Source organism: Aeromicrobium sp. (assembly GCF_036675695.1).
Classification (GTDB): domain Bacteria; phylum Actinomycetota; class Actinomycetes; order Propionibacteriales; family Nocardioidaceae; genus Aeromicrobium.
The window spans coordinates 1-13,604 of record NZ_JAKFEL010000138.1 but is presented as its reverse complement, the minus strand read 5'-3'; the positions used below and the strand labels follow the sequence as shown (position 1 = coordinate 13,604).

Annotated in this window: 17 protein-coding genes and 1 pseudogene; 11 read left to right on the top strand and 7 right to left on the bottom strand. The window is 64.2% G+C overall.

What is annotated here, in order from left to right; translation table 11 throughout:
* Positions 1-37 precede the first annotated feature (37 nt).
* From V6M39_RS08760 to V6M39_RS08745, 4 genes are all read left to right on the top strand, one after another.
* Positions 38-1,258, top strand: a complete 1,221-nt coding sequence (locus tag V6M39_RS08760) for a cysteine desulfurase (protein WP_332643436.1) — start codon at positions 38-40, stop codon at positions 1,256-1,258.
* A gap of 8 nt (positions 1,259-1,266) precedes the next feature.
* Positions 1,267-1,725 carry a Fe-S cluster assembly sulfur transfer protein SufU gene (gene sufU, locus V6M39_RS08755; RefSeq protein ID WP_332643435.1) on the top strand — a complete coding sequence of 153 codons (459 nt, stop codon included), beginning with the start codon at positions 1,267-1,269 and terminating at the stop codon, positions 1,723-1,725.
* Positions 1,722-2,087 (top strand): metal-sulfur cluster assembly factor, encoded by a 366-nt coding sequence (locus V6M39_RS08750; protein ID WP_332643434.1) that lies wholly within the window; start codon positions 1,722-1,724, stop codon positions 2,085-2,087. Before sufU ends, V6M39_RS08750 begins: the two co-directional genes overlap by 4 nt.
* Positions 2,088-2,328: 241 nt before the next feature.
* On the top strand, positions 2,329-3,927 hold the full coding sequence (locus tag V6M39_RS08745; RefSeq protein WP_332643433.1) for an ABC-F family ATP-binding cassette domain-containing protein: 1,599 nt from the start codon (positions 2,329-2,331) through the stop codon (positions 3,925-3,927).
* On the opposite strand, the gene V6M39_RS08740 is transcribed toward V6M39_RS08745, so the two are convergent.
* The 3 genes from V6M39_RS08740 to V6M39_RS08730 are packed head-to-tail and all read right to left on the bottom strand — an operon-like array spanning position 3,914 to position 5,219.
* Positions 3,914-4,675 carry an SURF1 family cytochrome oxidase biogenesis protein gene (locus tag V6M39_RS08740; protein WP_332643432.1) on the bottom strand — a complete coding sequence of 254 codons (762 nt, stop codon included), beginning with the start codon at positions 4,673-4,675 and terminating at the stop codon, positions 3,914-3,916. The two genes, V6M39_RS08745 and V6M39_RS08740, sit on opposite strands and share 14 nt — an antisense overlap.
* Before the next feature lie 42 nt (positions 4,676-4,717).
* Positions 4,718-4,912 carry an acetone carboxylase gene (locus V6M39_RS08735; RefSeq protein WP_332643431.1) on the bottom strand — a complete coding sequence of 65 codons (195 nt, stop codon included), beginning with the start codon at positions 4,910-4,912 and terminating at the stop codon, positions 4,718-4,720.
* Positions 4,905-5,219, bottom strand: a complete 315-nt coding sequence (locus tag V6M39_RS08730) for a DUF3099 domain-containing protein (RefSeq protein ID WP_332643430.1) — start codon at positions 5,217-5,219, stop codon at positions 4,905-4,907. Before V6M39_RS08730 ends, V6M39_RS08735 begins: the two co-directional genes overlap by 8 nt.
* A gap of 42 nt (positions 5,220-5,261) precedes the next feature.
* Between V6M39_RS08730 and V6M39_RS08725 the strand changes: the two genes are divergently transcribed.
* Positions 5,262-5,477 (top strand): dodecin, encoded by a 216-nt coding sequence (locus V6M39_RS08725; RefSeq protein WP_332643429.1) that lies wholly within the window; start codon positions 5,262-5,264, stop codon positions 5,475-5,477.
* Between the two features lie 6 nt (positions 5,478-5,483).
* Here the strand turns inward: V6M39_RS08725 and V6M39_RS08720 are convergent, their stop codons facing one another.
* The gene (locus V6M39_RS08720; protein ID WP_332643428.1) at positions 5,484-6,686 is read right to left on the bottom strand and encodes an MFS transporter; all 1,203 of its coding nucleotides are present in this window, start codon (positions 6,684-6,686) and stop codon (positions 5,484-5,486) included.
* A gap of 87 nt (positions 6,687-6,773) precedes the next feature.
* Here V6M39_RS08720 and V6M39_RS08715 point away from each other — a divergent pair, with 87 nt between their 5' ends.
* A complete protein-coding gene (locus V6M39_RS08715) occupies positions 6,774-7,079 on the top strand; it encodes an ArsR/SmtB family transcription factor (protein WP_332643427.1) in 306 nt (101 codons plus the stop codon).
* Here V6M39_RS08715 and serB read toward each other — a convergent pair.
* The gene (gene serB / locus V6M39_RS08710) at positions 7,076-8,281 is read right to left on the bottom strand and encodes a phosphoserine phosphatase SerB (protein ID WP_332643426.1); all 1,206 of its coding nucleotides are present in this window, start codon (positions 8,279-8,281) and stop codon (positions 7,076-7,078) included. The genes V6M39_RS08715 and serB overlap by 4 nt on opposite strands.
* An 80-nt stretch (positions 8,282-8,361) precedes the next feature.
* Here serB and V6M39_RS08705 point away from each other — a divergent pair, with 80 nt between their 5' ends.
* The 4 genes and pseudogenes from V6M39_RS08705 to V6M39_RS08690 form a co-directional block, all read left to right on the top strand.
* Complete coding sequence (locus tag V6M39_RS08705; RefSeq protein WP_332643425.1) at positions 8,362-9,183, top strand: ABC transporter ATP-binding protein; 822 nt, start codon at positions 8,362-8,364, stop codon at positions 9,181-9,183.
* Positions 9,180-9,632, top strand: a complete 453-nt coding sequence (locus V6M39_RS08700; RefSeq protein WP_332643424.1) for an NfeD family protein — start codon at positions 9,180-9,182, stop codon at positions 9,630-9,632. Before V6M39_RS08705 ends, V6M39_RS08700 begins: the two co-directional genes overlap by 4 nt.
* Positions 9,632-10,726 (top strand): SPFH domain-containing protein, encoded by a 1,095-nt coding sequence (locus tag V6M39_RS08695; protein WP_332643423.1) that lies wholly within the window; start codon positions 9,632-9,634, stop codon positions 10,724-10,726. Before V6M39_RS08700 ends, V6M39_RS08695 begins: the two co-directional genes overlap by 1 nt.
* Positions 10,727-10,788: 62 nt before the next feature.
* Positions 10,789-11,307, top strand: a pseudogene (locus tag V6M39_RS08690) (hypothetical protein); the annotation flags it as partial.
* A 181-nt stretch (positions 11,308-11,488) separates the two neighbouring features.
* Here V6M39_RS08690 and V6M39_RS08685 read toward each other — a convergent pair.
* The gene (locus V6M39_RS08685; RefSeq protein WP_332643421.1) at positions 11,489-12,016 is read right to left on the bottom strand and encodes a YbhB/YbcL family Raf kinase inhibitor-like protein; all 528 of its coding nucleotides are present in this window, start codon (positions 12,014-12,016) and stop codon (positions 11,489-11,491) included.
* A gap of 18 nt (positions 12,017-12,034) precedes the next feature.
* On the opposite strand from V6M39_RS08685, the gene V6M39_RS08680 reads away from it, so the two are divergent.
* Complete coding sequence (locus V6M39_RS08680; RefSeq protein WP_332643420.1) at positions 12,035-12,838, top strand: TrmH family RNA methyltransferase; 804 nt, start codon at positions 12,035-12,037, stop codon at positions 12,836-12,838.
* Here V6M39_RS08680 and def read toward each other — a convergent pair.
* Positions 12,835-13,434 carry a peptide deformylase gene (gene def / locus V6M39_RS08675; protein ID WP_332643419.1) on the bottom strand — a complete coding sequence of 200 codons (600 nt, stop codon included), beginning with the start codon at positions 13,432-13,434 and terminating at the stop codon, positions 12,835-12,837. The two genes, V6M39_RS08680 and def, sit on opposite strands and share 4 nt — an antisense overlap.
* Positions 13,435-13,604: the final 170 nt, after the last annotated feature.

The following is a 13,604-nucleotide window of genomic DNA, read 5'->3' as shown; positions in this document are numbered from 1 at the left end:
CGTCGAGAGCACGACCCACGACACTTCGCCTTTTGATGTGGCCAGGATCAGGGCTGATTTCCCGATCCTGAGCCGCCGCCTGGCCGGAGACCTGCCGTTGGTCTATCTCGACAGCGCCAACTCCTCGCAGAAGCCCGAGAGCGTCATCCGCGCGATCGACGATCACTACCGGCTGCACAATGCCAACGTCGCCCGCGCGATGCATCAGCTTGGTGCCGAAGCGAGCGCGGCGTTTGAGCTGGGTCGCGACAAGATTGCCGCCTTCATTGGTGCGCCCAGCCGCGACGAGGTCGTGTTCACCAAGAACGCGTCCGAGGCGCTCAACCTCGTGGCTCGTGTGCTCGGCGACTCTGGTCGTATCGGCCAGGACCACGAGATCGTCATCAGCGAGATGGAGCACCACTCCAACATCGTTCCGTGGCAGCAGCTTTCGCAGCGCACTGGCGCTGAGTTGCGCTGGTTCGGCGTCACGGACGAGGGCCGCCTCGACCTGGACAACATCGACCAGCTGATCACCGAGCAGACTGCGGTCGTTTCGGTCACTTGGGTCTCCAACATGCTCGGCACGATCAACCCGCTCGACGTGATCATCGCCAAGGCGCATTCGGTCGGCGCCCTTGTGGTCGTCGACGCGTCGCAGGCCGTGCCACAGCTCCCCGTTGATGTTGCGGCCCTGGGCGCCGACTTTGTCGCGTTCACAGGTCACAAGATGGTCGGTCCGACCGGCATCGGCGTCCTGTGGGGCCGCTACGACCTGCTCGCCGAGCTTCCGCCGTTCCTCGGTGGTGGCGAGATGATCGAGACCGTCACGATGGCGTCCTCGACGTACGCTCCGCCGCCGGCACGCTTCGAGGCTGGCACGCCGCCGATCGCCGAAGCAGTCGGTCTCGGCGCCGCGGCTGACTACCTCACCTCGATCGGCATGGAGAACGTCGCCGCGCACGAGCAGGAGATCACCGCGTATGCGCTCGGTGCGCTCCAGGAGATCGACGGCCTCAAGGTCGTCGGCCCCACGACCGCTGAGCAGCGCGGGGGAGCGGTGAGCTTCACGCTCGGCGAGATCCACCCGCACGACGTGTCGCAGCTGCTCGATTCCAAGGGCGTTGCCGTACGCGCTGGTCACCACTGCGCGAAACCGGCTCACCTGCGCTTCGGTGTGCAGTCCACGACTCGTGCATCGTTCTACCTCTACACAACGACTCAGGAAATTGATGCGTTGGTTGAGGCGTTGCACCATACGAAGAAGTACTTCTCATGACTGAGGCTATGAACGTCGACTCGCTGTACCAGGAGATCATCCTGGACCACTACAAGCACCCGCATGGCAAGGGACTCCGTGAGCCCTTTGAAGCCGAGGTGCACCACGTCAACCCCACCTGCGGTGACGAGATCACCCTGCGCGTGCACCTTGATGGTGAGACCGTCGCCGACGTCTCGTACGACTCGGTCGGCTGCTCCATCAGCCAGGCGTCTGCCTCGGTGCTCAACGAGCTGATCATCGGCAAGACCGTCACCGAAGGCATGGCTGTGCTCGACACGTTCACCGAGCTCATGCAGGGCAAGGGCAAGGTCGAGCCTGACGAGGACATCCTCGAGGACGGCATTGCCTTCGCCGGCGTCGCTCAGTTCCCGGCACGCGTGAAATGCGCGCTGCTGTCATGGATGGCCTGGAAAGACGCCGTCGCCCAAGCACTTGTCACCACAACCCCGGGAGATCCCGCATGACCACCGACCACAGCGACCTGCCCGACGTCGAGACACAGCCCACTGGCGGCACGACCACGGTCGATGACGTCATGGAGGCGATGAAGGATGTCGTCGACCCCGAGCTCGGCATCAATGTCGTCGATCTCGGCCTCGTCTATGGCGCCGACGTCGATGAGCACTCCAACACCGTGCTGTCCATGACGCTCACCTCTGCGGCCTGCCCGCTGACCGACGTCATCGAGGACCAGACACGCGCTGCCCTCGACGGACTCGTCAACGACTTCCGGATCGAATGGGTCTGGATGCCGCCGTGGGGCCCGGACAAGATCACCGACGACGGCCGCGAAATGCTCCGCGCCCTCGGCTTCAATATCGGCTAACCAGCCTTCATCGCTCTGGCACCCCTCGGTGGTTGAGTAGCGAGGAACGAGCGTATCGAAACCTCGTGAGATGACCGCCCAACGCGAGCATCTCGGCTGACGACCGTGTCGAGGGGCACACCCTCGAATGGTCAAGCGCATCGCGTACGCCCCGTAGAATGAAGGGGTGAACTCGATCCAGCGGGAATGACGACGGCGCTCGACGCCGCCCATTCGCACACCCTGATCCGAAAGTCCCACCATGCTCACCGTCTCCAATGTGGAGCTGCGCTTCGGCGCGCGCGTCCTGATGTCGGACGTCTCGTTCCGTGTCGACAAGGGCGACAAGATCGGCCTCGTCGGACGCAATGGCGCCGGCAAGACCACCCTGACGCGCATGCTCTCTGGCGAAGGACAGCCCGCTGAAGGCTCGATCACGTCCACCGGCAAGGTGGGCTACCTCCCGCAGGACCCGAAGTCAGGTGACCTCGCGACGACCGCCCGCGATCGCATCCTCGGTGCCCGCGACCTCGACACCGCGCTGATCGCCATGCGCAAGGCGGAGCTCGATATGGGCTCGCCGGACCCGGAGATCGCCGAAAAGGCGATGAAGGCCTACACCCGTGCTGACACGGCCTTCGGTGCCGGCGGTGGCTACGCAGCCGAGTCGGAGGCGGCGACGATCGCCCACAACCTCGGCCTCCCAGATCGTGTGCTGGAGCAGCCGCTGTCGACCCTCTCAGGCGGACAGCGTCGCCGCATCGAGCTGGCACGCATCCTGTTCTCCGATGCAGACACATTGCTCCTCGATGAACCGACCAACCACCTAGACGCAGACTCCGTGGTCTGGCTGCGGGGATTCCTCAAGACCTTCAGTGGCGGCATCGTGGTCATCAGCCACGACGTCGAGCTGATCGAGGAGACCGTCAACAAGGTTCTCTACCTCGATGCCAACCGCGCCACGATCGACATCTACAACATGGGCTGGAAGTCGTACGTCAAGCAGCGCGAAGCCGATGAGCACCGTCGCAAGCGCGAGCGAGCAATCGCGGTCAAGAAGGCTGGAGAGCTGACCAGCCAGGCCAACAAGTTCCGTGCCAAGGCCTCCAAGGCAGCTACTGCACAGCAGATGCTGCGTCGCGCCGAGCAGATGGTTGCGGGTCTCGAGAACGAACGCGTGCACGACAAGGTTGCAAACATCAAGTTCCCGAAGCCTGCACCGTGCGGCAAGACGCCGCTCATGGCCGAGGGGCTTTCCAAGTCGTACGGCTCGCTTGAGATCTTCACCGATGTCGACCTGGCGATCGACAAGGGCAGCCGCGTCGTCATCCTCGGACTGAATGGCGCCGGCAAGACGACGTTGCTACGAATGCTTGCTGGAACGCTCGAGGCCGACACCGGCGAGATCATGCCCGGTCACGGGCTCAAGATCGGCTATTTCGCCCAGGAGCACGAGACTCTCGACACCTCACGCACCGTCCTCGAGAACATGCAGTCGGCGGCTCCTCAGCTGACTGACACCGAGGCCCGCAGTGTCCTGGGCTCGTTCCTGTTCAGCGGTGACGACACCTCGAAGCCGGCGGCTGTGCTGTCCGGTGGTGAGAAGACGCGTCTCGCCCTGGCCAGCCTGATCGTCTCGAGCGCCAACGTGCTGCTGCTCGACGAGCCGACCAACAACCTTGACCCTGCGTCACGCGAAGAAGTCCTGCGCGCCATTCGTACGTACGAGGGCGCCATCGTGCTTGTGTCACACGACGAGGGCGCGGTGATGGCTCTGGAGCCCGACCGCGTGCTGCTGCTGCCTGACGGCGACGAGGACCTCTGGTCCGACGACTACGCCGACCTCGTCAGTCTGGCTTAGCGAACCCGTCGATACGGGTGGGATTGCGGCGTTCCTTGGCCTCGGCCCGCGCGAACCAGAAGTAGCCCACGGTGGCCAGCATGGCGAAGAACACCCACTGGAGCCCGTAGAAGAAGTGCGGTCCTTGGCCGAGCTCCGGCTTCGGCTCAAGAGCGAGCTCCTTGGTGGCTTCCGGGTCCTGCGTTCGCAGGTTGAGGTAGCCGTCGACCAGGTCATACGGGACAGACTTCGCCATGCCGATGCTGGAGATTGCTCGGATCTGACCGTCGACCGGGCGGGTGGCGTCGCTACCGGCGCCATTGTTCTGCCGCAGCCAGCCCATGACGCTGACCTCACCGGTCGGCGGCGCGGGAACGCCTGGGTTGTCGACGGTGTTCTTGGTCTCGATCCAGCCCCGGTCGACCAGGACCGCAGCGCCGTCAGTCATGACCAGGGGAGTGACAACGTCGACTCCAGGTGCGCCATCGCGCGTCGTGAACTTCACCGTCACCTGGTGCTCAAGGTCGTACGTGCCGGTCGCGGTGACGCGCGTCCATTCCGAGGAATCGTCAACCTTCTGTCCAGCGCTGAGTGCTGTCGTCAGCGGAACTGGGTCCTTCTTGAAGTGCGCGGAGATGACCTTGTTCTGGGCGAGGCGGTCATCAAGACGTTCGAACTGCCACATACCCAGACGAACGCAGATCGCCGAGAGCAGGACGACGAATAATGCGAAGCCGATCCAGCGACTGCTCAGCAGGAAGCGGAACACACCACGACGGTAGTTGAGCCGCCTCGGGTCACCGCCGCTGGGTCAGGGCTGAATCGCGACGTTCTCTTTCCAGAACCCACGAGCATCGAGGAATTTGCGGAGTGTCTCGGAGTGCTCATCACACGCGAGCCAGATCTTGCGGCGATCAGGCGTATGGATCTTCGGGTTGTTCCAGATCACCTGGTGTGTCGCGTCGGCACCGCAACCTTTGGCCGAGCAGACCAGATCTTCAGTCATCGAGCTGCGTTGGCCGCGGGGCCTCGATCGCCTTCTCAGGACCGAACACGGACGGGCCGGCACCTCGCTTGCGTACGCCGGCGTTGGCCAGGATGACTGACGTGTAGGGAAGCAGAAGTGCACCAGCAAGCAACACCCAGCGCAGCCAGCCGTCGGCGATGATTGCGCCGATGAAGCAGGCCGTACGGATGCCCATCGAGATGGCGTAGCGCTTCTCGCGCGAGCCGATGTCGTCACTGTGCGACGTGGCTGCAGACGTGATCGAGTAGACATGCTGCTTGCGAGGCTCCACGGGTTCAGGTGTCACACCTCCAGAGTACGTCGCGGCGCCACCGTGCATGATGTGAGCATGAGCAACCGCACCTATCGCATCAGTGAAATCGTCGGCACGTCCACCGAAGGCGTCAGCGAGGCCGTCGACAACGGAATCGAGCGCGCCGGCAAGACCTTGCGTCATCTGGACTGGTTCGAGGTCACCAACATCCGCGGGCAGATCACCGACACCGAGGTCTCGCACTACCAAGTGACGATGAAGATCGGCTTCCGCCTTGAGGATGACGAGTAAAGCGACCTAGTCCTTCGACCCGTACGTGCGCAGCAGCGCTGCGACCGTCGAGAGCAGCACAACCACGCCGCCGTACAGGTACGTCGTGGCGGCCAGTCCGATGTGGGGCGCGGCAATCCCGGCAATGACCACCGGGATGCCGAACGCGAGGTAGCTCACGACGAAAACCGCGGCGAACAGCTCACCTCGCTCGTGTGCGCCAACCAGCGGGGTGATCGAGCGCATGATGCCCAGGAACCCGGCACCGAATCCCGTTCCGGCGATGACGGCTGCAGTGAGAAAGCCCCACAGCGAGCCGGCTTCGAGTGCGCCCAGCGTCAGGGCCGTGCCGACGGCCAGCGCCGTGGTGCCGTAGATCGTGATGGCACGCGGCGACGCTCCGCGGGCGACGTAGCACGCGAGAGCTCCGAAGCCGGTGAGAACCGTGACGACGAGGCCCTGCTCGAGGTGATCGGTCCCGCCAAGCTCCTGGGCGACGATCGGAGCGCCGAGTGACAGGTAGAGACCGCCGGTCGCCCAACCCGCGATCAGGGCGGGCGTACTGCGCAGGAATGCGGCACGGGCCGGAAGGGGGATGCCCACACGGGGCTTGAGTGACTGCAGTAGCCCTTCACGGCGGGCCGAGGTCTCGGGCAGTAGCCACACTGCTGCAGCGAGCACGACGTACACGGCTGTCAGCGAGCCGAAGACCGCAACCAGAGGAGCCGACGCGGCATCGAGCACGGCTCCGCCGAACAGTGCGCCGAGGGCGAGTCCAGCCATCGGGCTGACACTGTTGAATGTTGCAGCGGCTCCAGATCGGTTGGTCGGTTCCAGGTCGACGACCAACGCAGAGAGCGCCGACAGAAGGAGCGCGCTCGCGATTCCCTGGATGACTCGCGCGGTGACGAGCATCGACACCGAATCGGCGTGCCAGAACACCACCATGCTCGCAGCCAGCAGCACGAAACCGACGGAGACCACAGGACGGCGGCCCAGGTGGTCGGACAATGAGCCGGCAACCAGCAGCATGGCCAGCAGGGCGATGGCGTACACGGCGAAGATCGCGGTCATGGTTGCCGAGGAGAAGCCCAGCTCCTGCTGGAGGACCGGGTAGAACGGCGAAGGGGCGCTGGCGCCGATCATCATCGCCAGCACCGAGATCAGTCCGACGGCGAACGGCACTGTCCCGCGGTGGACGGCGACAGGGGCGTCGATGGTGGTGGGCATGGCGTCCTCAGTACGGATTTGGTTCGAAAAGTTTAGAACCTAACCAACGTACGTCGGGTTTCACCACTGTTCAAGTATTATCGAACCATGGCCTCGTATGACCTCGAACACCCTGCGATGACGGACGTTGAGCTGACTGACGTTCTGTTCGCGCTGAGCGATCCCGCGCGACTCGCGATCGTGCGGGAGGTCTCGGAAGGTCCGCTGAGCATGGCCGAGTGTGGGGCGACGAATCCGGCACTCCCGAAGTCGACCAAGTCGCATCTCATGAAGGTTCTGCGTGAGGCAGGGATCGTCCGCAACGAGCCCGAAGGTCGCGGCCGAAAGCTCAGTCTGCGTCGTGACGAGCTCGACGAGCGCTTCCCGGGACTGCTCGACTCGATTCTCCGCTAGTCAGCGGCGTCTGCGGCTTCCACTTCTTCGCGCGTGATGCCTAGGAGGTAGACGATCGCGTCGAGGTACGGCACGTTGACCGACGTACGCGCCTGGTCTCGTACGACCGGCTTGGCATTGAACGCAATGCCAAGACCTGATGCAGCGAGCATGTCGAGGTCGTTGGCACCGTCACCGATCGCAACGGTGTTGCGTACAGGTATGCGCGCTTCGTCGGCAAAACGTCGCAGCGCCTCGGCCTTCCCGGCCCGATCGACCACGTCGCCGAGGATGCGGCCAGTGAGCTTGCCGTCGACGACCTCGAGCTCGTTGGCCGCGAAGTAGTCGACGCCGAGCTCGGCGGCGATACGTTCGATGATTTGCGTGAATCCGCCGCTGACCAGGGCGAAGCGGTAGCCGAGCCTCTTGAGCGTGCGGATCATGGTGCGCGCGCCTGGCGCATAGACGAGGGCGTCGTAGACCTCGCCGAGCGCGGACTCGTCGACGCCTTCGAGCAGCTTGACCCGTGCCGTGAGCGATTCGCTGAAGTCGAGCTCGCCGTTCATCGCCGACTCGGTGATCGCCGCGACCTCAGCCTCGAACCCGGCGTGGGCGGCGATCATCTCGATCACTTCGCCCTGGATCAGGGTCGAATCGACGTCCATCACGACCAGACGCTGGGCGTGGCGCTGGATGCCGTTCTCCTGCACCGCAATGTCGACCCCCTGCTCGAACGCAACGGCGGCCAGGTGGGCCTGCAGCTCGTCGGGGTCCGCGCCGGAAACCTCCATGCGGATCGCCGTCACCGGATAGCGCGCCATGCGGACGATGCGGTCGATGTTGCCGCCGTCTTCCTTGATCTGGGCGGCCAGGGCGGCCATCGCACCAGGCTTGAGCGGAGCACCAAGGATGACGACCTGCGCCCTGCCGACACGACGGGGGCGATTGTCGCCGGTGCCGTACTCGACCGACACGTCGAGACCAAACGCCTCGCCGACGGCATGCACCGTGCTCTCGAGTCCTTCACGGTCGTCCGGAATCGTCAGCAGCGCACTGAGAATCAGGCGCCCTCGCACGACCAGCTGCTCGATGTCGATCACCTCGACGGCGAACGCGGAGAGGTCCTCAAACAGGCGCGTCGTGACGCCGCTCTGGTCGGCACCGATGAGGGTGACCAGAACGGTCGGATCTGTCAGGTGCAGCGCGGGCACATGCTCGGTCATCGAGACCGAGGCTATCGCTCGCGGGCTGTGTCCTCGCGATAGGTTGACTGCACGGCGATCCATGTCGACAAGGAGTGTGCATGCCGGCTGCGTTCGAGCTCTCGAAGGTGACTGTGACGCGCCCGGGCAAGACCCTCCTCGACAAGGTCAGCTGGACCGTCAACGAAGGTGAGCGCTGGGTCATTCTTGGCCCCAATGGCGCCGGCAAGACAACGCTCATGCAGGTCGTCGGCACGACCCTGCATCCGACCTCGGGCAAGGTCCGGGTGCTGGGTCAGAAGCTCGGCCGCGTCGACGTGTTTGAGCTGCGTACGCGCATCGGCCACACCAGCACCACGGTTGCCGACCAGATCCCGCCGACCGAGTCGGTGCGCAACACTGTGCTGTCGGCTGCGTACGCCGTGACCGGTCGCTGGAACGAGAAGTACGACGAGGAAGACATCCGTCGCGCCATCCAGATCATGGGGGAGCTGGGCATCTCGTCTCTCGCCACCCGGACGTTCGGCACACTTTCGGAGGGTGAGAAGAAGCGAGTACTGATCGCCCGTGCGCTGATGACTGACCCCGAGCTGCTACTGCTCGATGAGCCTGCCGCTGGCCTTGATCTCGGTGCGCGCGAGGATCTGATCGCCAGCCTCGAGGTCTTGTCTGTGGCAGAAGATGCCCCCGTCCTGGTGATGGTTTCGCATCACGTCGAGGAGATCCCCGCAGGCTTCACCCACGTGCTCATGCTTCGCGATGGCGTGGTTGTCGCTCAGGGTCCGCTCTCATCCACGCTGACCGCTGAGGCTCTGGGGAGTACGTTCGGACTACGACTTGAGCTCCAGAACGAAGGTGGACGTTACAGCGCACGGCGGGCAGCATACGGACATCGAGCCGACCACAGAGGAGACGCAACATGATCGACTGGATCAGAGATCACGCAGCCGCAACCTGGATCGGCGTCGCCGTCGTGCTCGCCATCGTCGAGATGATGAGCCTCGACCTTGTACTGCTGATGTTCGCCTTGGGCGCCCTGGCGGCGGCCTTGACTGCGGGCCTGGGCGCGCCGGTGTGGGTGGCGATCATCGTGTTCGCAGCGGTTGCACTGGGGCTGCTGTTCTTCGTACGACCGCCCATGGTTGCCAAGCTGCATGCCGGACCCACTCTCGCCACCGGCCATCAAGGTTTGGTCGGCAAGCTGGCTGTCGTGGCCGAGCCGGTCGACAAGCACGGCGGCCGGGTCAAGCTGTCCGGCGAGATCTGGTCGGCTCGCGCTGATTCTGAGGGCGAGACGTTCGACACCGGTACCGAAGTCCAAGTCACCCGGATCGACGGCGCCACTGCTGTCGTGACAACCAAGGAGTCCTGATGTCTGCAGCACTAGTCGTCCTGGTCGCGCTCGCCGTACTGGCGATCGCGGTCGTCTCGATGACGGTCAAGATCGTTCCCCAGGCGCGCGCCGGCATCGTGGAGCGATTCGGCAAGTACCGCACGACCCTCCCGGCTGGCCTCAACATCGTCATGCCGTTCGTCGACAAGGTGCGCTACATGATCGACCTGCGTGAGCAGGTTGTGTCGTTCCCGCCGCAGCCCGTCATCACCGAGGACAACCTCGTTGTCTCGATCGACACGGTCATCTACTTCCAGGTCACTGACCCGGTCGCGGCAACGTACGAGATCGCCAACTACATCCAGGCCATAGAGCAGCTGACCATGACGACCCTGCGAAACATCACGGGTGGCATGACGCTCGAGCACGCGCTGACCAGCCGTGACCAGATCAACGCAGGCCTGCGCGGCGAGCTCGACAGCGCGACCGGCAAGTGGGGCATTCGAGTCAACCGCGTGGAGCTCAAGGGCATCGACCCGCCGCCCACGATCATCGACGCCATGGAGAAGCAGATGCGCGCCGAACGAGACAAGCGCGCCATGATTCTCACCGCCGAGGGTGATCGCCAGTCGGCGATCCTGATGGCCGAAGGTCAGAAGCAGTCGGCGATCCTCACGGCTGAGGGCAACCGGCAGGCCGCGATTCTCACGGCTCAGGCCGATCGTCAGGCGCAGATCCTGCGCGCCCAGGGCGAGGCTCAGGCCATCCAGACGGTCTTCCAGGCGATCCACGACGGCAACCCTGACCAGAAGTTGCTGTCCTACCAGTACCTCCAGATGCTCCCGAAGATCGCTGAAGGCGACAACGCGACGACGTGGATCATCCCGGCAGAGCTGACCAAGGCACTGGGCACGCTCGGCGGCACGGTCGGCAAGATTCCTGTCGACGGTGGCGGCAACAAGACGCGCATCGACTTCGATGCACCGATCGTGGATGACGCACCTGTCGAGGGCGCCACGGCTGAGGCCGTCCAGCAGGCTCTCGATGCGGCCAAGGCAGCTGAGAGTGCCGCGCCTGCTCCGCCAGTCGCCGAAGCCCCGCCTGAGGCCCCGCCAGCGGCGCCCAAGAAGTAGCACGACCACATACGACGGTGACAGCGCTGGACAGGGTGCGTTTCTGGGGTCCCATTGCCGCAATGCTGTGCGTGGTGGGACTGATCATTGGTTTTGCTGTCTCGTTCGCGACAGCTGATCCTGAGGTCTTTGAGGACTTCCTGCCGACGGCGGGACCGGAGAACCCCGCCCCACTCATCACGTCAGAGCCTGGCCGCGCCGACTCCGAGTGGGTCCTCACGGTCTCAGTCGCCGCTGGCATCCCGGCAATTGCGTTGCAGGCGTACGGCGACGCCACCCTTCAGATCGAGCAAGAGCAGCCCAACTGCAATCTCGGCTGGACCAGCATTGCTGCGATTGGCTATGTCGAGACGGCGCACGGGACACATGGCGGCGCACAGCTCCTGCCCGACGGACGTACGTCGGAGCGGATCCTCGGTCCGGCTCTCAACGGCACCAGCGGAACAGACAAGGTGCCCGCGACCGCCGAGACGACCGAGTGGCATGGGGATCCCAAATGGGACCACGCCGTTGGCCCGATGCAGTTCATCCCGTCGTCCTGGCACGCCTGGGGCGCAGATGGAGATGGAGATGGCATCGCCGACCCCAACGACATCGACGATGCAGCCCTGACGACCGCGCGTTACCTGTGCGCATCAGGTGCGGACCTTCGAACTCCTGGCGGCTGGTCGAGAGCGGTCTTCTCCTACAACCACTCAGACGACTATGTGCGCAGCATTCTGACGACGGCCAACGCGTACGCCGAAAGGGCCGCCAGTTGAATCAGTGCTGGAACGTGCCGTGCATGATGGCGCGACCGAGAGTCTTGAACGCGAGATTGAAGCCGACGACAGCGGGGGAGACGTTGCCGTCGACGCCGAGGCTCTCCTCACCGACTGCGTGCACGACGAAGTAGTAGCGGTGCACTTGATCGCCTTCTGGGGGAGCAGCGCCCATGTAGTTCTTGCCGCCTCCGTCATTCCTCACGTGGAAGGCACCGCCCGGAAGTGAGTCATCGGACGCTCCAGCGCCGGCCGCTAGTTCTGTGACGTCTGCGGGGATGTCGACTGCGACCCAATGCCAGAAGCCCGACACGATCGGAGCGTCAGGATCGAAACAGGTCACGACATACGACTTCGTGCCCTCGGGAGCGCCGCTCCAGGAGAGCTGCGGCGACGTGTCGCCGAACTTGTTCACCTGGTCATCTTTGAGCGGCTGTCCGTCGGTGACGTCCGTGCTGGTGACGCTGAATGCTGCAGCAGCTGGAAGCAGTGGGTAGGGATCGGGTGTGATGGGTCGATCGAGGCTCATGATCGTTAGGCTAGCCCGGTGGCCGAGATCGTACGACTGGACGATCTGGATGACCCACGTCTCCGCGACTACGTCGACCTCCGCGATGTGCAGCTTCGACTGCAGCTGGAGTCCGAGCGCGGACTGTTCCTCGCCGAGGGTGAGAAGGTCGTCCGGCGTGCCATCGAGTCAGGGCATCACGCCAGATCGTTCCTCATGTCTCCGAAGTGGATTGATGCACTCGGCGACGTACTCGAGCAGACCGATGCTCCGTGCTTTGTGCTCGACGACGCGTCGATCGAGAAACTGACTGGCTTTCACGTGCATCGCGGTGCATTGGCCGCCCTCGAGCGCCCCGAGCTGCCCGCGCCGCAGGACGTGCTTGCGAAGGCTCGTCGCGTGGTTGTCGTTGAGGACTTGGCCGACCACACGAACGTTGGTGCCATCTTCCGAAGCGTTGCTGCTCTCGGGTTTGACGCGATCCTGTTGTCGCCTCGATGCGCCGACCCGCTCTACCGACGAGCCATCAAGGTGTCGATGGGATCTGTGTTCTGGCTGCCGTACGCACGAGTTGACGACTGGTACGGCGCCCCCGACGTTCTCCGTGAGGCCGGGTTCACGACGTACGCCATGACCCTCGCCGACGACTCTGTGTCGATTGATTCCGTGCCACACGACGTCGAGCGACTGGCGCTGATCGTCGGATCCGAGGGACACGGCCTGAGCGCCCGGTGGGAGCAGGCAGCCGATTGTCGCGTGACGATTCCGATGTCCGCCGAAATCGACTCACTCAACGTGGCGTCCTCGGTGGCAGTTGCCTGCTGGGAGCTCCGCGAACGCTAGCGCTCGATGATGGCGTCGTCGACCAGGATCGTGACGGGCCAGTCGTCGGGGTAGTTCTCAGCCATCTCGTTGTGCTGCTTGTGCAACTTCTTGCGGGCGCGATCCGGCACGCGATCACCGAAGACCGTGCCGAACAGATGATCAGTCTCGTGCTGGAGGCAGCGAGCCAGCAGGCCTGTGCCGACGAACTCGACTGGCTCTCCGTGCTCGTCAACACCGGTGACTCGCGCCTGGTCTGGTCGCGCGCACGAGGTGAAGGCACCCGGAAGCGACAGACAGCCTTCGTCCTCGTCCTCAAGATTGCGGTCCTTGCCCTCGGGGAGCATCAGAACCGGGTTGCACACCACGCCGGTGACCGACACGTTGTCGTCGTCGGGACAGTCGAACACGAACACCTTGAGGTCGACGCCGACCTGATTGGCCGCGAGCCCGACACCTCTGGCTGCGCGCATCGTCGCGACCATGTCCTTGACCAGAACGGCGAGCTCGTCGTCGAACGAGGTCACCTCCGCCAGCTCGCGGTGCATGACAGGAGTGCCCCATCGGGTGATGGGGCGCACGCTGCCGCCGTCTGGCAGAGGTCGAGATTGAGACATGCGCACAAGGTTATCGACAGCGCGCGCTGGCTCGTTGCTGGTCCGGGAATGTGAGTTCGGATACCATGGGTATGCGAAGGTGCAACTCGCAGTTACAGTTTGAACCAGGTGGACAACAGACCGTGTCCAACCATCCCGCTCAAGGAGTTCCCGTGGCCAATCGCAGAGAT